Consider the following 21,235-nt stretch of genomic DNA (forward strand, 5'->3'; position numbering starts at 1 on the left):
CGGCTCTCGGCGGGCGGCCCGGTCCGGTCCCTCAGATCAGGTCGCGGCGACGGAACACGGCGAACGCCGCCGCGGTCAACCCGCCGGTGATACCGAGCAGCACCACCAGCGACGGCCCCCAGGTCAGGCTGTAGAAGCCCGAGCAGGGGCCGGTGCCGGGACTGCTCACGCAGAGCTGGTTGTCCCAGAAACGCACCTCGCCGTTGAGCCATGCCGCGATGTGGCTGGAGAGCATCAACCGGTCCGGTCGCCGGGCGTCGACGATCTCCAACACCAGCCGCGCGCCCAGCTCCCACACCACCGCGTACGCGGCCGCCGCGCCGAGCGCCGCCGAGGTGTGCCGGCCCAGCGTCGCGATGGCGAAGCCCAGCGCGGTGGCCAGCAGCACCAGCACCAGCCCTCGGCCGTGCACGGCGCCCAGCGACTGCCAGAAGTCGGTACTGAGCCGGCCACCCAGTCCGGCGGTCTGCCCGATCACCCAGAAGGTGGCCAGATAGACAAGGGAGGCCACCACGGCGACGGCCAACACCGTGCCGAGCAGGGTGCCCAGCTTGGTGCCGAGCACCGTCAGCCGGCGCGGCCGCCACAGCAGCAGGTTCACCACCCCACCGGAGTTCAGATCCGCCCCGATGTACGAGGCGCCCACCAGGAACCCGAACAGCACCAGGAACGCGATGAGGAAGTACAGCAGCGGGCGGGCCTGCTGCTCGAAGCTGAACACCCCGGGCAGGTAGTCGGCCGCGATCGGCAACCGGTCCTGCCGGATCGGGTCCACCTCCGAACAGTCGGCCGGGAGGTACTCGTCCGGGTCGATTGGGAGCGTGCCGTCCTTCCGGGCCAGGCACCCCTGGTGGACGGCCTCCATGTTCTGCAGCGCCTCGGCGGCCTGCGTCCGCGCCGCGCTGAGCTCGGCGGCACTCGGCCGGTGCGAGCCGGCCAGGGTGGTGGCCGCGGTGACGGCGAACGCCAGCGCCAGCAGGACGACCATGAGCTGCACGAAGCGGCGCGCGGACAGCCGCTCCAACTCGGCCCGGACCAGGTTCACGCGTCCACTCCCCGTACGTCGAGATCGATCACCGCTGCGCCGTCGCCGTCCGTCGGCAACGCCGAGTCGTCGACCTGGCGGGGCACCGACGGATGCTCGCCCGCGCCGGTCAGCTCCAGGAAGACGCTCTCCAGATCGGGCCGGAGCGGCGTCAGCTCGCCCACCCACAGCCCCTGCTCGCCCAGCACCCGGCTGATGACCGTCGGATCGGTCACCCCGCTCACCACCAGTGCCGTGCCCTCGACGGCGGCCGTCAGCTCCGCGTCGAGCAGCAGATCGGCCGCGCGTTCCGGCTCGGCCACCCGGACCAGGAACTCGTGCCGGTCGTGGCCCGCCAGTACCTCGTCCACCCGGCCCGCCGCGACCCGCCGCCCCCGCGAAATGATCGTGACGTGGTCGCAGATCAGTTGGATCTCGCCGAGGATGTGGCTGGACACCAGCACGGTCACCCCTGCCGCCGCGAGCGAGCGCATGAGGTCGCGCATCTCGCGGATGCCCGCCGGGTCGAGACCGTTCGCCGGCTCGTCCAGGATGAGCAGCCGCGGATCCTTCAACAGCGCGGACGCCACCGCGAGGCGCTGCTTCATGCCCAGCGAGTAACCCTTCACCCGATCGTCGCCCCGGTCGCGCAGGCCCACCAGCTCCAGCGCCTCGTCCACCCGGGAGGTCGACACCCCGCCGGCGCGGGCCAGCAGCCGTAGTGTGCGACGCCCGGTGAAGTTGCCGAAGAACTGCGGACTCTCCACGATCGCGCCGACGCGACCGGCCACCCGGGGCAGCAACTCCGGCGACGGTTCGCCGAGCACAGTCATCCGCCCGCCGTCGGCCCGGACCAGCCCGAGCAGGGCACGCAGCGTGGTGGTCTTGCCGGAGCCGTTGGGGCCGAGGAAGCCGTGAATCTGCCCAGCCTCGACCAGCAGGTCGAACCCGTCGACCGCCACCCTCTTGCCCTGGCGCACGCTGTGGAAGGTCTTGCGCAGCCCTTCGATCTCGATAACCGCGCTCATCTACGCGACTCCGTACGCCGATCGGGCATCTGTCGTCCTCCGGTTGTGGTGATCAAGGACACGGTGCCCCACCCTATGGCCGGGGCGCCGCCCGTGGGGGGCGCCCCGGCGCTGCGTGGTTGGATGGTCAGGTGACTGGTGACCTGATCCCCGGCGCTGCCGGCGCCGCGCCTGCCGCCGCACCCGTGGACCCGGATCTGGTGGTCAGCCTCGACGGCGTCGGCGTACGCCGCTCCGGCACCGCCCTGCTGCAGGACCTGACCTGGCGGGTCGAGCTGGACGAGCGCTGGGTGGTGCTCGGCCCCAACGGCGCGGGCAAGACCACCCTGCTCAACATGGCCGCCGGCCGGCTGCACCCCACCTCCGGCGTCGCGCACGTGCTCGGTGAGCGGATCGGCCGCACCGACGTCAACGAGCTGCGGACCCGCATCGGGCTCTCCACCGCCGCGCTCGCCGAGCGGGTGCCCGCGGACGAGCAGGTCAGCGACGTGGTGATGACCGCCGCCTGGTCGGTGGTCGGGCGCTGGCGGGAGAGCTACGAGCACGGCGACTTGGCGCGGGCGCGGGCGCTGCTCAGCCAACTCGGCGTGGGCAACCTCGCCGAACGCCGCTACGGCACCCTCTCCGAGGGTGAACGCAAGCGCGTCCAGATCGCCCGGGCACTCATGACCGACCCGGAGCTGCTGCTGCTCGACGAGCCCAGCGCCGGGCTCGACCTGGGTGGCCGCGAAGACCTAGTCACCCGGCTGGCCGAGCTGGCGTACGACCCGGACGCCCCTGCCATGGTGCTCGTCACCCACCACGTGGAGGAGATCCCGCCCGGGTTCACCCACGCGCTGCTGTTGCGCGAGGGCGCCGTCGTCGCCCAGGGGCTGCTCGCCGAGACGTTGACCGGCGACAACCTCTCCAAGACCTTCGGTCTGCCGCTGGTCGTCGAGCGGTCCGGCGACCGCTACACCGCACGCGCCGCCTGAGCGGGTGACCGTGTCGCAGACCCGGGTAGTGGTGGTGGGCAGCGCCAACATGGACCTGGTCGCGATGGCGCCGTCGCTGCCCAGGCCGGGCGAGACCATGCTCGGCACCGACTTCGTGATGGTGCCCGGAGGCAAGGGCGCCAACCAGGCCATCGCCGCGGTTCGAGCCGGCGCCTCCTGCGCCTTCCTCGGCGCGATCGGCTCCGACGCGTTCGGCGTCACGCTCCGGGCCCGGATCACGGCGGCCGGCGTGGACACCGGCCACCTGCGGGTCGTCTACGGCACCTCCGGTGTGGCGCTCGTCATGGTCAACGCCCAGGGGGAGAACGCCATCCTGGTCACCCCCGGCGCGAACGACGCGCTGGTCGGCCTCACCGACGAGGAGCTGGCCACGGTACGCGGGGCGGACGTCCTGGTCGCCCAGCTGGAGATCCCGGTACCGACGGTGACCGCCGCCGCGCTGGCCGCCCGCGCCGCCGGCACCCGGGTCATCCTCAACGCCGCACCGGCTCGGGACCTCCCCCCGGAGCTGCTCGGGGCGGTGGATCTGCTGGTCGTGAACGAGGGCGAGGCGCAGGCGTTCACCGGTCGGGGCCGGGAGGAGCCGCGGGCGCTGCTCGACCTGGTGCCCCGCGCCGTCCTCACGCTCGGTGACGCGGGTGCCTGGTACGTCGACCGGGACGGCGTCGAGGCGCACGTGCCCGCGGTCCGGGTCGACGTGGTCGACTCCACGGCGGCCGGCGACGCGTTCACCGCCGCCCTGGCGGTCGGCTGGGGCGAGGGGCGGGACGTCGTCGACGCGGTGCGCTGGGCGGCGGCGGCCGGCGCGGCCTGCGTCCGCAAGCTCGGCGCGTCGGTGGCGCTGCCGCGCCGCGCCGAGATCGACGAGCTGTACGCGCAGGGCTGACTGCTCGGGCTACGCCGCCCGCCCGCCCGTCGTCGTGCCGGTGCGGAAGGCGCGACGGTACGCCGACGGCGAGGTCAGCATGACCCGTCCGAAATGATGGCGGTAGGTGACCGGGCTGTCGAAGCCCACCGAGCCGGCGATCTGTTCGACCGGGGCGTCGGTCTCCTCCAGCAGCGCCAGGCTGGCCCGGATCCGCTGGTCGATCAGCCATCGGATCGGACTGCTCCCGGTGGCTCGGGCAAAGTGCCGCAGGTAGGTGCGGGGTGACATGTGCGCCTGCCCGGCGAGCTGAGCCACGGTCAGCGGGTCGGCGAGGTGCGCGAGCGCCCAGTCGATGCTGCTGGCGAGCCGGTCGTCGTCCGGCTCGGTGGTCACCGGCGCCTCGACGAACTGGGCCTGCCCACCGTCGCGGTGCGGGGGGATGACCAACCGTCGGGCGACCGCGTTGGCGATCGCCGCGCCGTGGTCGCGCCGTACCACGTGCACGCACAGGTCGAGCCCGGCGGCGCTGCCGGCGCTGGTGAGCAGGTCTCCGTCATCGAGGTAGAGCACGTCCGGGTCCACCTCGACCCGCGGATACCGCTGTGCCAACAGTTCGGCGTACTGCCAGTGAGTGGTGGCCCGCCTCCCGTCCAGCAGCCCGGCGCCGGCCAGCGCGAAGGCGCCAGAGCAGATCGACATGATCCGTGCGCCGCGCTGGTGCGCCCGGAGCAGGGCGCTCACCACCTCGGGTGCGGGGTCGGCGGTCACGTCGGGTACGCCGGGGACGATGACCGTCTGCGCCGCGGCCAGCTCTACCAGGCCGTACGGGGTGTGCAGGCTGGCCCCGCCGACGACCGGGACCGACCCGGGCCGCTCGGCACAGACGACCAGGTCGTACCAGTCGACGTCGAACTCGGGTCGGGGCAGCCCGAACACCTCGGTGACGATGCCGGACTCGAACATCGACATCCCCGGGTACGCGAGCAGGGCGACGCGATGTCCGGCGGCCGGTCGCCGGGCCGTCGGCAGCGAGAGTGGAGTGGCGGCCACCTGGCGGCTCGGCATGGCGGTATGTTAGCGCAGGACGTCGTTCCCGCCACTCGTCCGGAGGTGGGAGGGCAGCCAGGATCGGTGCATGACCTTCACCTTCGCCGTCCCGGCAGCCGACCCGGCCACCGCCTCCGCCCACCTCCTCGCCCGCCTCAGCATCCAGACCGATGTCAGCGACGTGCACGCCGACCTGGCCGCCCGTACTCCCGGGCTGGTGGTCGTCGACTCCCGGGGCGAGGCCGCCTGGGCGCAGGGTCACCTGCCGGCGGCGGTGCACCTACCCAGCGCCGATATCGCCGCCCGGGCTGCGGAGCTGATCCCGGAGGGTTCGGCGGTGGTCACCTACTGCTGGGGGCCGGGCTGCAACGGCGCAACCCGGGCCGCTCTGGAGTTCGCCCGGCTCGGCTACCCGGTCAAGGAGATGCTTGGCGGGTTCGAGTACTGGGTGCGGGAAGGCCTGTCGGTGGTGACCGGGGCGGGGGTGACCCGCCGGCCGGTGGACGACCTGACCGCGCCACTGTCATCGATCACGTGCGAGTGCTGAGGAAGCGGTGAACGGCCCGGCGCGGGCTCAGCCGGCGGGTTCGTCGCTGAGCTTCTCGCCGCGCCGCCGCAGCATGCCGAGGCCGGGAATGCCCGCCACGGCGAGCTTGAGATCACGGGTCACGTCCAACAGGTCGTGCAGGTCGGGGCCGACCCGGTCCAGCGTCGCCAGGATCGGCAGGATGTCCGCCGTCAGGTGCTCCTTGAGCTTGGGCAGCTCGTCGATCAGGTGGATCGCGGCGGTGATCTCCTCATGGCTCAGCTCCTCGACGAACCGCCCGGTCATCGGCGCGGCCCGGCGCAGCGCCGGCTCGTACGCCGCCAGCAGCTCCGCCGCGGTGGACGCCGCCTGCGCGGCGGTTCCCACGGTGACCGCGGCGCTGCCGGCCACCGCCTCGGCCTCGGTGACCACCGTGCCAGCGACCTGCGCGACCTTCTCGGCCTCGGTGACCACCACGGCGGCGGCCGTCGCGACCTCGGTGGCCGTGTCGATGGCGGTGGTCGCGGAGGCGCTGATCACCGCCACCTCGCGGACCGCCGCCTCGGCGTCGGTGAGCACCCGGTCGGTGCGGTCCAGAGTCGTCTCGATCCGATCCACCACGCCGTTGATCCTGGCCAGCAGCGCTTCCACCCCGTCCAGCACCGCGAACGCGCGGGTGGGCACGGCGGCGAACGAGGCGGCCGAGCCGAGCGCCTGGTCGAGGGCAGAGCGGGTCAGGCCGACCACCGCGCTTGGGGTGGGGAGGGGAATCGCCATGAAACCAAGTGTGCGTCGGCCCGGCCACAACCGCTCGCGGGCGACCGCCGATGCGGTCTGCGGCGGGGCGTCCGGCGGTAGGGTGCCGGCATGCCGGCCGCCTCGCCGCACCACCCGCCGAGCACCCGCGTGGCAGTCCTGCTCGCCGTGCTCGCGGCGCTGGCCGCCGCGCTCGGCACGGCGGTGCTGGTCCGCGCGGACGCCGGCCTCTCCGTGCGGCAGGTCACCGTCGACGGCGTACCGATGACCGAGGTACGCGCCGGCCCGCCGGCACCTGACGTCCGGCGGCCCGGCGTGGTGATCGCCCACGGCTTCGCCGGCTCGGCACGACTGATGCGCCCGCTGGCCGACACCGTGGCTCGCCGGGGAGCGGTCGCGCTGCTGTTCGACTTCGCCGGGCACGGTGCCAACCCGGCCCGACTCGGCCCGGACATGTCGCCCGCGACGCTCGCCGCCGACCTGGACGCCGCAGTCCGATACCTGCGCTCCCGACCCGACGTGGACCCGGCCCAGATCATGCTTGTCGGACACTCGATGGGCGCGGGGGCCGTCACCCGGTACGCGGCCGGGCACCCGGAGATCGCCCGGACCGTGGCGATCTCGTTGCCCGACGCCGGCGAACTGCCTCCGGGTCGCCCGGCGGAGCTGCTACTCATCGTGGGCGGCGCGGAGTTCCCCGCGTTCCGGCGTGCGGCCGACGACGCCGTGGGGCGCGGTGCGGCGGTGGGCCGCCGACCAGCCGTGGTGGTGCCCGGTGTGGAGCACATCTCGGTGTTGTTCGCCCCGCGTACCCACGAGGAGATCGCCGACTGGCTGCCCAGCGTCGACGGGACCGCGTCGCCTCGACCGCTCGTCCGGCTCGCCGGGGCGGCGCTGCTGGTGCTGGCGTTCGCCGTCGGCGTCGTCCCCGTGGCGGCGCTGCTGCTGGGCCGGCGGGGCACCGCAGGATCGGAAGCCGGGGCCCCGCTGCGTGGTCTCACCCTGCTCGGGCTTGTCGTCCTCGCGAGCGGTCTCGCGGCGGCCGTCGCGACCGTCCTGCCGACCAACCGTCTCCCGCTGGCGGTAGGCGGTTACGTCAGCGGCTTTCTGCTGGTCAGCGGGGTGCTGCTGAGCGGCGGCCAGCACTGGCTTCCCGCCGCGACGCGAGTGCCCGGCGTGATCCCGGCGCCCGGTGCGACCCTCGGCGGGACCGGACGTCGTACGCCGGCACGGACCGCCGTCGCGGCGGTGGCGCTGACGGCGTACGCGGTCCTCGCCGTGGGCCTGCCGATCCATCTCGGACTGACCTCGGCGCTGCCGGTCGGCGCCCGTTGGTGGCTGCTCCCGCTGGTGGTGGGCGCGTGCCTGCTCTTCCTGCTCGGCGTCGAGCAGGTCGCGGCCGGCCTGACCCGGCGTCGCCTGCTGGTCGTCGCGGTCACCGTTCTGGTGTTGAGCACGTCGGCGGTTCTCGGCCTGGCACCCGGGTTCGTGCTGCTGGTGGTGCCGTTGTTCGCCGTGCTGCTCGGCTGGCACGTGCTGTGGGCGGCCGTGCTGCGGCGGTACGCGACTCCGCGCTGGCTGCCGGCCCTCGTGGGCGCGGCCCTGCTGGGCTGGCCGATCGTCACCACCCTGCCGTTGCGCTGACCGACTCAGCCGCGACGGGTGGTCATCAACGGTCCCCCTGCTGCTCGACGGCCCGCTGCACGGCCCGGTAGATCTGCCCGAACCGGAGCGCGTCCGGCGTACGCAGCAGCATGTGCTCCTGGCCGTGGTGCTGCACCCAGAGCTCGTGCACGTGGCTGCCGCGCTCGTAGGAGCGGTCCAGCCAGCCGAGGGGAATCTCCAGGAACGGGGCCAACCCCAGCGCCCCCACCGCGCAGGCGGCGAGGATGATCAGCGCCAACTGCCAGTTGCCCCGATCCTGTGCGGACCAGGCCAGCGAGACCACGCAGACCAGCCCGACGAGGGGTGGCAGCGACAGCAGGAGAACCAGCACACCGCGACCCAGCACCCGGCCGCGGACGGCGAGGGTCTTCGCCCCCCGTTCGTGCCAGACGAACGTCACGTCGGGCAGGGCGATCACCTGACCACCCGCCCGGATCGACTCGGAGGTCACCTGCACCGCGTCGTCCCGGTAATAGAGGGTCATCACTAAGCCTAACCACCGGCAGGCAAACCCGCAGCGCTCGCGGCGTGCGGCGCAGCACGACGAGACCTTGGACAGTTTCCGTCAGCGGCTGACGGAAACTGTCCAAGATCTGCGCAGGTCGGGAAGGCCTGGCGGCGGCCCTAGCGGCGGGCGGCGGGGCGGGTGGGCTGGGTGTGCTCCATCGCGCGCTGCACCGCCCGGTAGATCTGACCGAAGCGCAGCGCGTCGCCGGTCTGTAGCAACCGCACCGGCTGCCCCCGCCAGCGGGCCCAGATCTCCAGGTGCCGGCTGCCCTTGGCGTACGAGCGGTCCAGGTGTTCGAAGAGGAAGTCGGCGACCGGACCGACGGCCAGGCCGACAAGCACCGATGCGCCGACGATCGCGATCGTCACGGTGGGGGAGCGGTGCAGCCAGACGGCCAGGCCGATCCCGAGCACGGCCGCGACCAGCGGGCCGGCCAGCGCGGCGCCGAGTGCGCCCCGCCCGACCAGCACCCGCCAGGAGCGGCTGCCCCGGCGGTGCCAGACCATCGTGATCTCGGCCAGCGAGTAGCTGCGGCCGTCGACTCGGACGGCGCTGGAGGTGACCTGCACCGACCTGTCGTCGTAATACGTGATCATGGCTGGACTCCCGCCCGCGGGGCTGACACCACACTACTTACCCCAACGAGCCGGGTCGTAAGGTTGGCACGCGACTTCGACGAGGAAGTGAGGGCAGCGTGGGCGAGTTCGTTCGGCTGGAGACCACTGACGGCATCGGCACCATCCGGCTGGAGCGGCCGCCGATGAACGCGCTCAACACCCAGGTGCAGGAGGAGTTGCGCGCCGCCGCGACGGCCGCCACCGCCGACCCCGAGGTCCGTGCCGTCATCGTGTACGGCGGGGAGAAGGTCTTCGCCGCCGGGGCGGACATCAAGCAGATGGCCGAGATGTCCTACGTGGACATGGCCGAGCGGGCCGCGAACCTGTCCAGCGCGCTCGGGGCGATCGCCCGGATCCCCAAGCCGGTGGTGGCGGCGATCACCGGGTACGCCCTCGGCGGTGGCTGCGAGCTGGCGTTGGCCTGCGACTGGCGGGTGGTCGCGGAGGACGCCAAGCTCGGCCAGCCGGAGATCAAGCTGGGCGTCATCCCCGGTGCGGGTGGCACCCAGCGACTGGCCCGCCTGGTCGGGCCGGCGCGGGCGAAGGACCTGATCATGTCCGGGCGGATGGTGGACGCGCAGGAGGCGCTGCGGATCGGCCTGGCCGACCGGGTCGCCCCGGCCGACGAGGTGTACGACGTGGCCGTCGCGCTCGTCACGCCGTACCTCCGAGGGCCTGTGCAGGCGTTGCGCGCGGCGAAGCTGGCGGTGGACGGCGGCCTGGACATGGATCTGAACTCCGGCCTGGCCTGGGAGAGTCAGCTCTTCGCGGCGCTGTTCGCGACCGACGACAGGCGTGAGGGCATGGCGGCGTTCGTCGAGAAGCGCAAGCCGAACTTCACCGGCCGCTGACGCCCGCACCGGCAGTGAACCGAGAACGGTTCACATTATCCCTACCGGCCAGTAGCGTGGGGCTTCGATCATGAGCGACGAAGGGGAGCGGCGAATGACGGAGCGGATCGAGGGTCACGGCGGAGAGCTGGCCCTCGCGGCACTACGCGCGCACGGCGTACGGGAGATGTTCACGCTGTCCGGCGGGCACGTCTTCCCGCTGTACGACGCCGCGCACAAGGCCGACTTCCCGATCTACGACGTCCGGCACGAGCAGTCCGCGGTCTTCGCCGCCGAGGCGGTGGCCAAGCTCCAGCGCCGACCCGGCCTCGCCGTGCTCACCGCCGGCCCCGGCGTCACCAACGGCATCTCGGGCATGACCAGCGCGTTCTTCAACGCGTCCCCGGTGCTGGTGCTCGGTGGCCGGGCGCCCGCCTTCCGCTGGGGGTCGGGCAGCCTCCAGGAGATGGACCACCTGCCGCTCGTCGCCCCGGTCACCAAGCACGCCGAGACGGTGTTCAGCACCGACGACATCCCGCGTGCCGTGGACGCCGCCCTCACCGCCGCGCTCACCCCGCACCGGGGCCCGGTCTTCCTGGACTTCCCGCTGGAGACGGTCTTCTCGGTCGCCGACACCGACCTGCCGGCGCCGTCCGGCGTCGACGCCATCGAACCGGACCCGGACGAGGTCAGCCGGGCCGCGACGCTCATCGCCGGCGCGCAGCGGCCGGTCATCATCGCCGGCTCGGACGTGTACGCGGGCGACGCGGTCGCCGCGCTGCGCGAGGCCGCCGAGGCGCTTCAGGTGCCGGTCTTCGCCAACGGGATGGGCCGCGGCTCGCTGCCCCCGGAGCACCCGCTCGCCTTCGCCAAGGCCCGCCGCGCCGCGCTCTCCGGCGCCGACGTCGTCGTCGTGGTCGGCACGCCGCTGGACTTCCGGCTCAGCTTCGGCGACTTCGGCGACGCCAAGGTCGTGCACATCGTCGACGCGCCCAGTCAGCGCGCCACACACGTGCAGCCGGCCGTCGCCCCCGCCGGTGACCTGCGCCTGATCCTCTCCGCGCTTGCCGACCACGCCGGTGACCGGGCCGACCACAGCGACTGGATCGCCGACCTGCGCAGCGCCGAGGACGCGGCCCGCGCTCGCGACGCGGCCGAGATGGCCGCCGAGACCGACCCGATCCGGCCGGCCCGTGTCTACGGCGAGCTGCGTCGGGCGCTCGCCCCCGACGCGATCACCATCGGCGACGGCGGCGACTTCGTCTCGTACGCCGGCCGGTACCTGGAGCCCGCGCAGCCGGGCACCTGGCTGGACCCGGGCCCGTACGGCTGCCTGGGCACCGGCATGGGCTACGCGATGGGCGCCCGGGTCAGCCACCCGGACCGGCAGATCTGCGTGCTGATGGGCGACGGTGCGGCCGGGTTCTCGCTGATGGACGTCGAGTCACTGGTCCGGCAGAAGCTGCCGGTGGTGATCGTCGTCGGCAACAACGGCATCTGGGGGTTGGAGAAGCACCCGATGCGGGCCATGTACGGCTACGACGTCGCCGCCGACCTCCAGCCCGAGCTGCGCTACGACACGGTGGTCAGCGCGCTGGGCGGCGCGGGGGAGACCGTCGCGAAGGCCGCCGATCTTCAGCCGGCCCTGCAGCGGGCGTTCGACTCCGGAGTGCCGTACCTGGTGAACGTGCTCACCGACCCGACCGACGCGTACCCCCGCTCGTCGAACCTGGCCTGAGTCGCACCCGCCGCCGCCGTCGCCCCTCGCGGGCGGCGGCGCGGCGTCTTCCCGCAGCTAAATACGCCGAATGTCAGCGTCGGTCGACGTAACGTCAGCGCGGGAACGGCGGGATGTCAGCCCTGTCGCCCATGGTGGTGTCATCACCCGCAGACGACAGGAGTTGCGATGGACCACGCGATCCGCGCCGAGGGTCTGGTGCGGCGTTTCGGCGCCACCACCGCCCTCGCCGGAGTTGACCTGGCGGTCCCCACGGGGACGGTCTTCGGTCTGCTCGGGCCGAACGGCGCCGGCAAGACCACTGCGGTACGGGTGCTCGCCACCCTGCTGCGCGCCGACGAGGGACATGCCACGGTGGGCGGGTTCGACGTGGTCCGCGACGCCCACCGCGTGCGTCAGCTCATCGGCCTCACCGGCCAGTACGCCTCGGTCGACGAGACCCTGACCGGCGCGGAGAACCTGCTGCTCATCGGGCGCCTGCTCGGGCTCGGTCGGGCCGACGCCAAGCGGCGGGGCCGGCAACTGCTCGACGACTTCGGGCTCAGTGACGCGGCCGATCGGGCCGTGAAGACGTTCTCCGGCGGGATGCGGCGGCGACTGGACCTCGCCGCCAGCCTTGTCGGTCGGCCGCAGGTGCTGTTCCTCGACGAGCCGACCACGGGCCTGGACCCGCGCAGCCGCAACGACCTGTGGGACATCGTCCGCACGCTGGTGGCGGACGGGGTGACGGTGCTGCTCACCACCCAGTACCTGGAGGAGGCCGACCAGCTCGCCGGTCAGATCGCCGTCGTCGACCACGGGCGGGTGATCGCCCAGGGCACGCCGGAGGAGCTGAAGGCCAGGACCGGCGGGCAGACCCTCACCGTGCGTCCGACCGACATCGCCGATCTCGCCACCGTGGTCGCCATTGCCGGCGAGGTGGCCGGCGTGACCCCCGACGTCGCGCAGACCGCCGTCACCGTCGCGGTGAACGACGCTCGCGTGCTGCCCGTCATGGTGGGTCGCCTCGACGCGGCCGAGATCCCGGTCGCCGAGCTGGCGCTGCGCGGCGCCAGCCTGGACGAGGTCTTCCTCTCCCTCACCGGCCACCGGGCCGAGGACGCCCCGGCCGACACCGACCTGGAAAGGACACCGGCATGACCGCCGTCACTCTCGCTCCCGCCCTCGTGCCGACCCGCCGGCTCGGCCCGGTCGCGGGGCTGCGGCACACCTTCACGCTGGCCTGGCGCAGCCTGGTGCAGATCAAGCACAACCCGATGGAGCTGCTCGACCTGAGCATCCAGCCGGTGATGTTCGTGCTGCTGTTCACCTACGTCTTCGGCACCGCCATCGCCGGCTCGTCCGGCGAGTACCTCACCTTCATGCTGCCCGGCATCATGGTGCAGAACGCGCTCTTCGCCACGATGACGACGGGGTTCGGGCTGAACAACGACCTCACCAAGGGCGTCTTCGACAGGCTGCGAGCACTGCCCATCGCCCGGTGGGCGCCGCTGGCCGGCCGGATCCTCGCCGACACCGTGAAGCAGGCGTGGTCGATCGCGCTGCTGCTCGGCGTCGGGTCGATCCTCGGCTTCCGGGTCGGCAACGGCGTGCTGGGTGTGGTCGGGGCGTTCGCGCTGCTGCTGGCGTTCACGCTTGCCGCGTCCTGGATCTCGGTGCTGGTCGGGGTGCTGGTGAGCGAACCGGACAAGGTGCAGATCTTCGGCTTCATGGTGATCTTCCCGCTGACCTTCACCAGCAACATCTTCGTCCCGACCGACCGGATGCCGGGCTGGTTGCAGAACTGGGTGGAGGTCAACCCGGTGACAGTGGTGGCCGACGCGCTGCGCGGGCTGCTGGTCGGCGGGCCGGTGGCCGGGCCGGTGGTCCAGACGCTGCTGTGGGGCGCCGGCATCGCGGTGATCTTCGCGCCCCTGGCCGTCCGCGGTCTCAGGCGTCGAGTGTGACCCGCAGCAACTCCGGCACCCCGTCCGACCGGATGCCCCGGCCGCCCGCGTACGCCTCGGCGAACTCCGACTCGCCGAGCGCCCCGCGGGCGGCCACTGCCACCCGGATCGCGTCCAGCGCGCCCTGGTCGTCGCCGCCGCGTACCCCGTCGGCCGCGCCGAGCACGGTGGCCGCCACGGCCGGTCGCCCGCTGCGCAGGGCCAGGTCCGCGTAGCCGACAAGCGTGATCGCGACCACCGGCGCGTCGCCGGAGGCGAGCGCCAGCTCCAGGGCCTGGTCCAGGTGGGTACGGGCGACCGCCAGCTCCCCCTGGGCGGCGGCGACGTGCCCGAGCGAGGTGGCCAGCATGGCGCTCCACTGCGGAGCGATGCTCCGCCGCCGGACCAGCTCCGCCGCCCGATCCGCCCAGCGGGCCGCCTGTTCCCAGTCGCCGCAGTCGCGCAGCAGCTCCGCCCAGACGGCGGCGACGCCGGCCCGTGGTTCGTCGGCGCCCAGCCGTTCGGCCTCCTCCTGCGCCTCGGTGAGCAGCGTGCGGGCCAGCTCGTGCTCACCGACCTGCCAGTACAGCTGAGCCAGCCGGGACCGCATCTGCGGCACGTCCTCGGCGGCGCCCAGTTCCTCGACGTCGCTCAGGGCGGCGCGGAGCTGGTCGATGGCGAAGTCCCGATCGCCGGTCCGACCGGCCAGTTCGGCAAGGGAGAACCGCGTGGTGGACAGGCCCCACCGGTCCCCGACGTCGGTGAACAGCTCCAACGCGGCACGGAAGTCGTCGGCTGCGCCCTCGGCCGGCGCGCCCAGGTTGAGCTGGGTGTGGCCGTGCATCATGCGGGCCGCCCCGGCCACCCACTGGTCCTCGTCGGTGAAGAGCCGCCGCAGCGCGGCCAGCCCCTGCACCTGCGTCGCCGGGTCGAACATCAGGGTCATCGCTCCGGCCATCCGCAGCAGGGGCGAGTCGGCGCCGCCGTCGGCAAGCGTCACCACCCGGCGCATCCAGACCTGGGCCGTCTCGAAGTCGGCGTGGGCACTGAGGGTGTTCAACGCCGCGGCCAGGTACGCGGTCGCCAGCGCGGTCGCGGTCGGCGCGCCGTCGTCGCGGTCCGGCCGCCCGACGGACCGTTCGGCCAGGGTGAGCACCTCCCGGGCGAGGTCCGCGCCCTCCAGTCGGTTGCCGCGCGACCACCAGTACCACCCGAGCGCGCCTGTCAACCGGACCGCCCGGGTGACCTCGTCCGCCCCGATCGCCCAGCGGAGTGCGCCGTGCAGATTGTCGTGCTCCGCGCGCAGACGCCGGACCCAGCGCAACTGGTCCCGACCGCGCAGCTCCCGGTCGGCGCGCTCGGCGAGCTGGAGGAACTCGTCGGCGTGTGCCCGCCGGACCCGCTGCTCCTCACCCGCCTCGCCCAGTCGGTCGAGCCCGTACTCCCGGATCGTCTCCAGCATCTGGTAGCGCGGTTCGCCGGCATCGCTGACGATCACCAGCGACTTCTCCACCAGGGCGAAGAGCCGGTCGAGGACCTCGGGCGCGGCCAGTTCGCCGCCGCCGCAGACCCGCTCCACGGCGGCCGCCGTCGCGCCGCCGGTGAAGACGGCGAGTCTCCGCCACAGCGCCCGGTCGGCATCGTCGAGCAGGTCCCAGCTCCAGTCCACCACCGCCCGCAGCGTCTGGTGGCGGGGCAACGCCGTCCGGCTGCCGCCGGTGAGCAGCCGGAACCGGTCGTCCAGCCGGGTCGCGACCTGCTCGGCCGTCATGGCGCGCAACCGGGCCGCGGCCAGCTCGATGGCGAGCGGCATGCCGTCCAGCGACCGGCAGATGCCCACCACCGGCCCGACCGTGCGGTCGTCCACCTGGAAGTCCTGTCGCACCGCGGCGGCCCGGTCGGCGAAGAGCCGCACCGACGGGTACGCAAGCGCGGTGACCGGGTCGGCGCCCACGGGCGGCTGCTCCAGTGACTCGACGGGGTGCAGCGCCTCGCCTGTGATGCCCAGCGGCTCCCGGCTGGTGACCAGCACCCGTACGTCCGGGCAGGCGGCGAGCAGGCGGTCGGCCAACTCGGCGGCGGCGTCCAGCAGGTGTTCGCAGTTGTCCAGGACCAGCAGCGCTCGCCGGCTGGCCAACGCGTCGATGGCCCGTACGGTCGGCTCGGTGGCCTCCCCGGGTGGGATCCGGGACCGGCTGCCGGCGAAGAACGCCTGCTCCCGAAGGCCGAGCGGGCCCAGCAGCGCCTGCGGCACCTCGGCCGGGTCGGTCACCGGGGCGAGCTCGACGAGCCAGACCCCGTCCGGGAACCGCGCCGCCACCTCGCGGGCCGACTCGATCGCCAGCCGGGTCTTGCCGGCGCCCCCGGGGCCGGTGAGGGTGACCAGCCGAGCCCTGTCGAGCAGGGCGCCGACCCGGTCGACCGCCGCTTCCCTGCCGACGAAGCTTGTCAACGCCGTCGGCAGGGCGCCCCGGGCGCGGACCGCCGCCGCCGGTGCGGGCGCGGTGTCGGCGTCGGCCGGTGCGGGGTCGGCCCGCTGACCGCGCAGCACCGCCAGGTGCAGGGCGGCCAGTTCCGGCCCGGGATCGGCGCCGAGCGTCTCGGCCAGGTCGGTGCGGAGCCGCTCGTACGCGGCGAGCGCCTCGGAGGGGCGGCCGGCCCGATGCAGGGTCCGGATGAGCTGGCCGGCCAGCCGTTCCCGCAGCGGGTACGCGGTGACCAGCTCCCGCAGCCAGGGCACCAGGTGTGCGGGGTCCTCCAGCGCCGAACGGGCCTCGATCAGCTCCTCGGTGGCGGTGAGCCGCAGCTCGTCCAGCCGGGCCAGCGGTGCGCGGGTGAACGGGGCGCCGGCCACGTCGGCCAGCGCCGACCCGCGCCACAGCGCGAGAGCCTCCTCGAGCACCTTGCGGGCGGCTCCCGGGTCGGCGGGCAGCAGCGCCCGGCCGGCGAGTACGCCGGCCTCGAACCGGTGCAGGTCGACGGCCTCCGGGCCGAGGGTGAGCTGGTAACCGCCGGGACGCGCGTCGACTCCGAGGCCGGGTACGGCCCGGCGGAGCCGGGAGATCAGCGCCTGGAGCGCGTTGGCCGCGGCGGCCGGCGGCTCGTCCTCCCAGAGGGCGTCGACCAGGTGCGCGACGCTGACCACCCGGCCGGGCGCCAGAGCCAGCAGGATCAGGAGCCGGCGTAGCCGTGCTCCGTGGATCTCGATAGTGGTCGTCGAATCGACCCGGACCTGCAACGGGCCGAGCAGGCTGATCTGCACTCCACCGATTGTGCCGCCCGCCGGGTCGGACGCCGGCACCGGCGCGGTCGGGCTGGTGCTCACACCTCCGGCCGGTCACCCTCACGGGGCGGCTCACCGTCGCGACGGCGCAGGTCGTCCTCACGCCGGCGCAGGTCCTCCTCCCAGCGGCGGAAGAGTTCCTGGTCCTGCTGGCGGGAGCGGTCCTGCACGGAGCGGAGGAACTCCGGGTCGTCGTCGGGGGCGAGCGGGCGGCGTGGCTGCCGTTCGGTGGAACCGCCGCCGGCCGGCCATGCTCCGCGGGCCGCGGGGTCGGGCTCCCGTCCGGCGACGAACCAGGCGATCGACCCGACCAGGGGGAAGAACAGGATGATCAGCACCCAGGCGATCCGGGGCAGGGCGCGGATCTGGCCCTCCTCGGCGGAGAGGCAACTGATCAGCGCGCAGACGGCGAGGACAATCTGCACCAGGAAGAGGAGAACGTACAGCCGGGCCATGCACCCATCATGGCGCACCGCGTCGCGTCACCACAGTCCGCGAACGGTCACCAGCACGCCGAGCAGCGCGAGCCCGACGGTGCCCAGCGCGACAAGCGGCAACGTCCGGCCGCCGGTGCGGGCCGCCCCGGTGCCGGTGCCCCGGGGCCAGCAGAGCACGAGCGCGCCGCCCCAGACCAGGACGGCCGCACCGGCGACAAGCGCTCCGAACGGGCCGCCGCCCGATGCCAGCCGGACGGCGAGCGCGGTCACCACGGTCAGCGTCAGCAGGGTGCGCCGCCAGGCCAGGCGGGTCCGCTCCGGTTGCAGCCCGGGATCGCGTCCGGCGCTCACCGTCCGCCGATCGCCCGCGCCAGCACCGCGATGACCAGCAGCACCGCGCCGCCGCCCACGGCGAGGGCCAGGACGGCGGGGAAGCGGGAGACGGGCAGCTCCTGACCGAGCCGGATGGCCCGTTCGGTACGCGCCCAGTGGTCCACCGCGCGGATCGCGACAGCGCCGCCGAGCAGCAGCAGCGCGACCGCGATGACCTCCCGCAGGTGACTCATCGGCAGCTGCGGAAGGAACTGCGCGGCGGCCAGCCCGCCACCGACAAGCGCCAGGCTGGTACGCAGCCAGGCCAGGAAGGTCCGCTCGTTGGCCAGGGAGAACCGGTAGTCCGGCGTCTCACCGACGGCGCGCGCCTCGGCCGGGTCGAACCACCGCTTGATCGCCTCCCACATGCTGGGAGATTATCCGCTTCCCTCGGGCCTTAGCCTGGTGTGGTGACGGATCTTGATGTGACCACCCTGCGCACCGCCTACGACAACCAGCTCCGCCCGGAGATCCCCGACCCGGTCCCGGCCGGGGTGACCGTGGAGCGGGACGGGCCGCTGGTCCGGATCATCGGGCTCGACGCCGGCGGGTTCCTCACCTACCGCGACCTGGGCGGGTTGACAGGCGACGCGCTGGACGAGCTGATCGCCCGGCAGGTGGCGCTGTTCCGCGAGCGCGGCCAGTCGGTCGAGTGGAAGCTGAACGAGCACGACGAACCGGCCGACCTCGCGGACCGGCTGCGCGCTGCCGGCTTCGTGCCGGAGGACCGGGAGACCGTCGTGGTCGGGCCGGTCGCCCCGCTTGCCGCCGCGCTGCCCGTCGTCCCCGAGGGCGTACGCCTGCGTGAGGTGACCTCCCGCGCCGACCTGGAGCGGATCGCCGCCATGGAGGAGGAGGTCTGGCAGGAGGACCGCTCGCACCTCGTCACGGGTCTGGCCAAGGAGATCGACGCCGACCCGAACTCGATCACCGTCGTGGTGGCCGAGGCGGACGACACGGTGGTGAGCGCCGGCTGGGTGCGGTTCCCGGCGAACACCGGCTTCGCCACCCTGTGGGGCGGCTCGACCCTGCCGCAGTGGCGGCACCGGGGCATCTACCGGGCGTTGGTCAACTACCGGGCGCGGCTGGCGGAGCAGCGGGGCCGCACGCTGATGCAGGTCGACTGTTCCGAGGACAGCCGACCGATCCTGCAGCGACTCGGCCTCGTCCCGGTCACCACCACCACCCCGTACGTCTACACTCCGTGATCATGGAGCAGCGGTTGACCGACGAGGAGCGCCTGACCCTCAAGACGGGCGCTTTCGGCGCGGTCTTCCTGGTCTCGAACGCCGACCCGGGACTGCTGGGCGTGATCCGGGAGAGCGTCGCCGCCTCCGGTGCGTTGGCCGATGCCAGTGGGGTGGTCAAGGAGGCGCTGACCACCGGGCCGCTGCCCCGGCTGCCGCGCGACTCCCAGTTGGAGATCGAGTCGGTGGTGTTGCCGGCGCTCGGCCGGGCGGTGCGAATCCTGCGGGAGAAGTCGCCGGCCGACGTCGAGGCGTACCGGTCGGTGGTGCTGACCGCTGCGGACCGGGTGGCCCGCGCGCACGACGGGGTGGCCCCGGCGGAGGCCGCTGCCATCGACTCGATCAGGGATGCGCTGGCCGAGCCTGCCTGACGGGTGAGCTGTGTCACTCTCCGTGCCCGGGAGCCGCAACCTACTGGCAGGTAACATTGCGCTCGTGGGCAACTGCACAACAGCTCACGGTTGACCTGGCGTCGACCGACGCGCGAGGCTGCGGCCCAACCGGGCGAGCCAATCGCAACACCACACAGGAGGGTCGTCGAAGCGCGATGAACATCGTCGTACTCGTCAAGCAGGTGCCTGATTCGGGCGCGGACCGCAACCTGCGCAATGACGACAACACCGTCGACCGCGGTTCGGCGAACAACGTGATCAACGAGATGGACGAGTACGCCATCGAGGAGGCGCTGAAGATCAAGGAGGCGCACGGTGGCGAGGTCACCATCCTGACCATGGGTCCGGACCGGGCGACCGAGTCGATCCGCAAGGCGCTCTCCATGGGCCCGGACAAGGCCGTCCACGTGCTGGACGACGCCCTGCACGGCTCCTGCGCCGTGGCCACCTCGAAGGTGCTCGCCGCCGCCCTCGGTCAGCTGAACGCCGACCTGGTGATCTGTGGCGCCGAGTCCACCGACGGGCGGGTCCAGGTCATGCCGCACATGATCGCCGAGCGGCTCGGCGTCGCGGCGCTCACCGGCGCCCGCAAGCTCACCGTCGACGGCGCCACGCTTACCGTCGAGCGGCAGACCGAGGAGGGCTACGAGGTCGTCACCGCCTCCACCCCGGCCGTGGTCTCCGTGTGGGACACCATCAACGAGCCGCGCTACCCCTCGTTCAAGGGCATCATGGCCGCGAAGAAGAAGCCGGTGCAGACGTTCTCCTTGGCCGACCTCGGCGTCGCGCCGAGCGAGGTGGGCTTCGACGGCGCCACGAGCGCCGTCGTCGAGCACACCAAGCGCCCGCCGCGCTCCGGCGGTGCCAAGATCACCGATGAGGGCGAGGGCGGCGTCAAGCTGGTCGAGTTCCTCGCCACCGAAAAGTTCGTGTGAGAGCGGGTCTGGACATGTCTGAGGTTCTCGTCGTCGTCGAAGCCACCAAGGAATTCGGCGTCAAGAAGGTCACCCTGGAGATGCTCACCCTCGCCCGCGAGCTGGGCACCCCGAGCGCGGTCGTGCTCGGTGGCGCCGGCGCCGCCGAGGCGCTGAGCGGCAAGCTGGGCGAGTACGGCGCGGAGAAGATCTACGCCGCCGAGGGTGACGAGATCGACGGCTACCTGGTGGCCCCCAAGGCCACCGTGCTGGCCGAGTTGGTCAAGCGGGTGCAGCCGGCCGCCGTGCTGCTGGCCTCGGCCCAGGAGGGCAAGGAGATCGCCGCCCGCCTCGCCGTCAAGCTCGACAACGGCATCCTGACCGACGTGGTCGGCCTGGCCGCCGACGGCACCGCGACCCAGGTCGCCTTCGCCGGCTCCACAATCGTCAAGTCCAAGGTCACCAAGGGCCTGCCGCTGGTCACCGTCCGGCCCAACTCGGTCACCCCGGCCCCGGCCGCCGCGAGCCCGGCGATCGAGCAGCTCACCGTGTCGGTCACCGACACCGACAAGCTGGCCACTGTCGTCGAGCGGGTCGCCGAGCAGAAGGGCTCCCGCCCCGAGCTGACCGAGGCCGGCATCGTCGTCTCCGGCGGCCGGGGCGTCGGCAACGCCGACAACTTCAAGCTGGTCGAGGAGCTTGCCGACCTGCTCGGCGGCGCCGTCGGCGCGTCCCGCGCTGCTGTCGACTCCGGCTTCTACCCGCACCAGTTCCAGGTGGGCCAGACCGGCAAGACGGTCTCCCCGCAGCTCTACGTCGCACTTGGCATCTCCGGCGCCATCCAGCACCGGGCCGGCATGCAGACCTCGAAGACGATCGTCGCCGTCAACAAGGACGGCGAGGCCCCGATCTTCGAGCTGGCCGACTTCGGCGTGGTGGGCGACCTGTTCAAGATCGTCCCGCAGGCCGCCGAGGAGATCCGCAAGCGCAAGTGATCGTCTGACAGAAAAAGTGGCCGCCCCTCGCCGGGCGGCCACTTTTTCGTGGGAGCTGATCGGCGGGC

22 protein-coding genes are annotated in these 21,235 nt (G+C 73.0%); 12 read left to right on the forward strand and 10 right to left on the reverse strand.

The window, feature by feature from the left end; genetic code table 11:
* Window positions 1-31: 31 nt before the first annotated feature.
* Both AB0K10_RS02485 and AB0K10_RS02490 read right to left on the reverse strand, forming a co-directional pair.
* The gene (locus tag AB0K10_RS02485) at window positions 32-1,045 is read right to left on the reverse strand and encodes an ABC transporter permease subunit (RefSeq protein ID WP_363679174.1); all 1,014 of its coding nucleotides are present in this window, start codon (window positions 1,043-1,045) and stop codon (window positions 32-34) included.
* Entirely contained in the window at window positions 1,042-2,052 is a 1,011-nt protein-coding gene (locus tag AB0K10_RS02490; RefSeq protein ID WP_363679176.1) for an ATP-binding cassette domain-containing protein, read from the reverse strand. The genes AB0K10_RS02485 and AB0K10_RS02490 overlap by 4 nt, the downstream gene beginning before the upstream one ends.
* A 131-nt stretch (window positions 2,053-2,183) precedes the next feature.
* Between AB0K10_RS02490 and AB0K10_RS02495 the strand changes: the two genes are divergently transcribed.
* Window positions 2,184-3,026 carry an ABC transporter ATP-binding protein gene (locus AB0K10_RS02495; RefSeq protein WP_363679177.1) on the forward strand — a complete coding sequence of 281 codons (843 nt, stop codon included), beginning with the start codon at window positions 2,184-2,186 and terminating at the stop codon, window positions 3,024-3,026.
* 10 nt (window positions 3,027-3,036) lie between these two features.
* Window positions 3,037-3,933: a ribokinase gene (locus AB0K10_RS02500; RefSeq protein WP_363679572.1), complete on the forward strand. Its 897-nt coding sequence runs from the start codon at window positions 3,037-3,039 to the stop codon at window positions 3,931-3,933.
* 9 nt (window positions 3,934-3,942) lie between these two features.
* Here AB0K10_RS02500 and ftrA read toward each other — a convergent pair whose 3' ends face one another.
* Window positions 3,943-4,980 carry a transcriptional regulator FtrA gene (ftrA, locus tag AB0K10_RS02505; protein WP_363679179.1) on the reverse strand — a complete coding sequence of 346 codons (1,038 nt, stop codon included), beginning with the start codon at window positions 4,978-4,980 and terminating at the stop codon, window positions 3,943-3,945.
* Between the two features lie 70 nt (window positions 4,981-5,050).
* On the opposite strand from ftrA, the gene AB0K10_RS02510 reads away from it, so the two are divergent.
* A complete protein-coding gene (locus AB0K10_RS02510; RefSeq protein ID WP_363679181.1) occupies window positions 5,051-5,509 on the forward strand; it encodes a rhodanese-like domain-containing protein in 459 nt (152 codons plus the stop codon).
* 27 nt (window positions 5,510-5,536) lie between these two features.
* Here the strand turns inward: AB0K10_RS02510 and AB0K10_RS02515 are convergent, their stop codons facing one another.
* Complete coding sequence (locus tag AB0K10_RS02515; protein ID WP_363679183.1) at window positions 5,537-6,265, reverse strand: hypothetical protein; 729 nt, start codon at window positions 6,263-6,265, stop codon at window positions 5,537-5,539.
* Between the two features lie 90 nt (window positions 6,266-6,355).
* Between AB0K10_RS02515 and AB0K10_RS02520 the strand changes: the two genes are divergently transcribed.
* Window positions 6,356-7,888 carry an alpha/beta fold hydrolase gene (locus tag AB0K10_RS02520; protein WP_363679185.1) on the forward strand — a complete coding sequence of 511 codons (1,533 nt, stop codon included), beginning with the start codon at window positions 6,356-6,358 and terminating at the stop codon, window positions 7,886-7,888.
* A 25-nt stretch (window positions 7,889-7,913) separates the two neighbouring features.
* Here the strand turns inward: AB0K10_RS02520 and AB0K10_RS02525 are convergent, their stop codons facing one another.
* Window positions 7,914-8,393 carry a DUF6232 family protein gene (locus AB0K10_RS02525; RefSeq protein WP_363679187.1) on the reverse strand — a complete coding sequence of 160 codons (480 nt, stop codon included), beginning with the start codon at window positions 8,391-8,393 and terminating at the stop codon, window positions 7,914-7,916.
* A gap of 140 nt (window positions 8,394-8,533) precedes the next feature.
* Window positions 8,534-9,013 carry a DUF6232 family protein gene (locus AB0K10_RS02530; protein ID WP_363679189.1) on the reverse strand — a complete coding sequence of 160 codons (480 nt, stop codon included), beginning with the start codon at window positions 9,011-9,013 and terminating at the stop codon, window positions 8,534-8,536.
* A gap of 98 nt (window positions 9,014-9,111) precedes the next feature.
* On the opposite strand from AB0K10_RS02530, the gene AB0K10_RS02535 reads away from it, so the two are divergent.
* From AB0K10_RS02535 to AB0K10_RS02550, 4 genes are all read left to right on the forward strand, one after another.
* Window positions 9,112-9,885, forward strand: a complete 774-nt coding sequence (locus AB0K10_RS02535; RefSeq protein WP_363679191.1) for an enoyl-CoA hydratase-related protein — start codon at window positions 9,112-9,114, stop codon at window positions 9,883-9,885.
* 94 nt (window positions 9,886-9,979) lie between these two features.
* Complete coding sequence (locus AB0K10_RS02540) at window positions 9,980-11,602, forward strand: acetolactate synthase (RefSeq protein ID WP_363679193.1); 1,623 nt, start codon at window positions 9,980-9,982, stop codon at window positions 11,600-11,602.
* A gap of 168 nt (window positions 11,603-11,770) precedes the next feature.
* Window positions 11,771-12,742, forward strand: coding sequence for an ATP-binding cassette domain-containing protein (locus AB0K10_RS02545; protein WP_363679195.1), 972 nt, complete (start codon window positions 11,771-11,773; stop codon window positions 12,740-12,742).
* Window positions 12,739-13,548 carry an ABC transporter permease gene (locus AB0K10_RS02550; protein WP_363679197.1) on the forward strand — a complete coding sequence of 270 codons (810 nt, stop codon included), beginning with the start codon at window positions 12,739-12,741 and terminating at the stop codon, window positions 13,546-13,548. The genes AB0K10_RS02545 and AB0K10_RS02550 overlap by 4 nt, the downstream gene beginning before the upstream one ends.
* Here AB0K10_RS02550 and AB0K10_RS02555 read toward each other — a convergent pair.
* From AB0K10_RS02555 to AB0K10_RS02570, 4 genes are read right to left on the reverse strand one after another with little or no spacing between them, the layout of a single operon-like run.
* Window positions 13,532-16,852 (reverse strand): BTAD domain-containing putative transcriptional regulator, encoded by a 3,321-nt coding sequence (locus AB0K10_RS02555; RefSeq protein ID WP_363679199.1) that lies wholly within the window; start codon window positions 16,850-16,852, stop codon window positions 13,532-13,534. The two genes, AB0K10_RS02550 and AB0K10_RS02555, sit on opposite strands and share 17 nt — an antisense overlap.
* The gene (locus AB0K10_RS02560; RefSeq protein ID WP_363679201.1) at window positions 16,849-17,265 is read right to left on the reverse strand and encodes a PLD nuclease N-terminal domain-containing protein; all 417 of its coding nucleotides are present in this window, start codon (window positions 17,263-17,265) and stop codon (window positions 16,849-16,851) included. The genes AB0K10_RS02555 and AB0K10_RS02560 overlap by 4 nt, the downstream gene beginning before the upstream one ends.
* Before the next feature lie 27 nt (window positions 17,266-17,292).
* The gene (locus AB0K10_RS02565) at window positions 17,293-17,598 is read right to left on the reverse strand and encodes a DUF202 domain-containing protein (protein WP_363679203.1); all 306 of its coding nucleotides are present in this window, start codon (window positions 17,596-17,598) and stop codon (window positions 17,293-17,295) included.
* Window positions 17,595-17,987: a DUF202 domain-containing protein gene (locus AB0K10_RS02570; protein WP_363679205.1), complete on the reverse strand. Its 393-nt coding sequence runs from the start codon at window positions 17,985-17,987 to the stop codon at window positions 17,595-17,597. The genes AB0K10_RS02565 and AB0K10_RS02570 overlap by 4 nt, the downstream gene beginning before the upstream one ends.
* Window positions 17,988-18,029: 42 nt before the next feature.
* Here AB0K10_RS02570 and AB0K10_RS02575 point away from each other — a divergent pair, with 42 nt between their 5' ends.
* From AB0K10_RS02575 to AB0K10_RS02590, 4 genes are all read left to right on the forward strand, one after another.
* Entirely contained in the window at window positions 18,030-18,827 is a 798-nt protein-coding gene (locus tag AB0K10_RS02575) for a GNAT family N-acetyltransferase (RefSeq protein ID WP_363679207.1), read from the forward strand.
* Window positions 18,824-19,237, forward strand: coding sequence for a hypothetical protein (locus tag AB0K10_RS02580; protein WP_363679209.1), 414 nt, complete (start codon window positions 18,824-18,826; stop codon window positions 19,235-19,237). The genes AB0K10_RS02575 and AB0K10_RS02580 overlap by 4 nt, the downstream gene beginning before the upstream one ends.
* A 176-nt stretch (window positions 19,238-19,413) precedes the next feature.
* Window positions 19,414-20,193: an electron transfer flavoprotein subunit beta/FixA family protein gene (locus tag AB0K10_RS02585; protein ID WP_363679211.1), complete on the forward strand. Its 780-nt coding sequence runs from the start codon at window positions 19,414-19,416 to the stop codon at window positions 20,191-20,193.
* Window positions 20,194-20,207: 14 nt separating this feature from the next.
* Window positions 20,208-21,167, forward strand: coding sequence for an electron transfer flavoprotein subunit alpha/FixB family protein (locus AB0K10_RS02590; protein ID WP_363679213.1), 960 nt, complete (start codon window positions 20,208-20,210; stop codon window positions 21,165-21,167).
* Window positions 21,168-21,235 lie beyond the last annotated feature (68 nt).

Source organism: Micromonospora sp. NPDC049274, from assembly GCF_040678875.1.
Lineage (GTDB): Bacteria > Actinomycetota > Actinomycetes > Mycobacteriales > Micromonosporaceae > Micromonospora.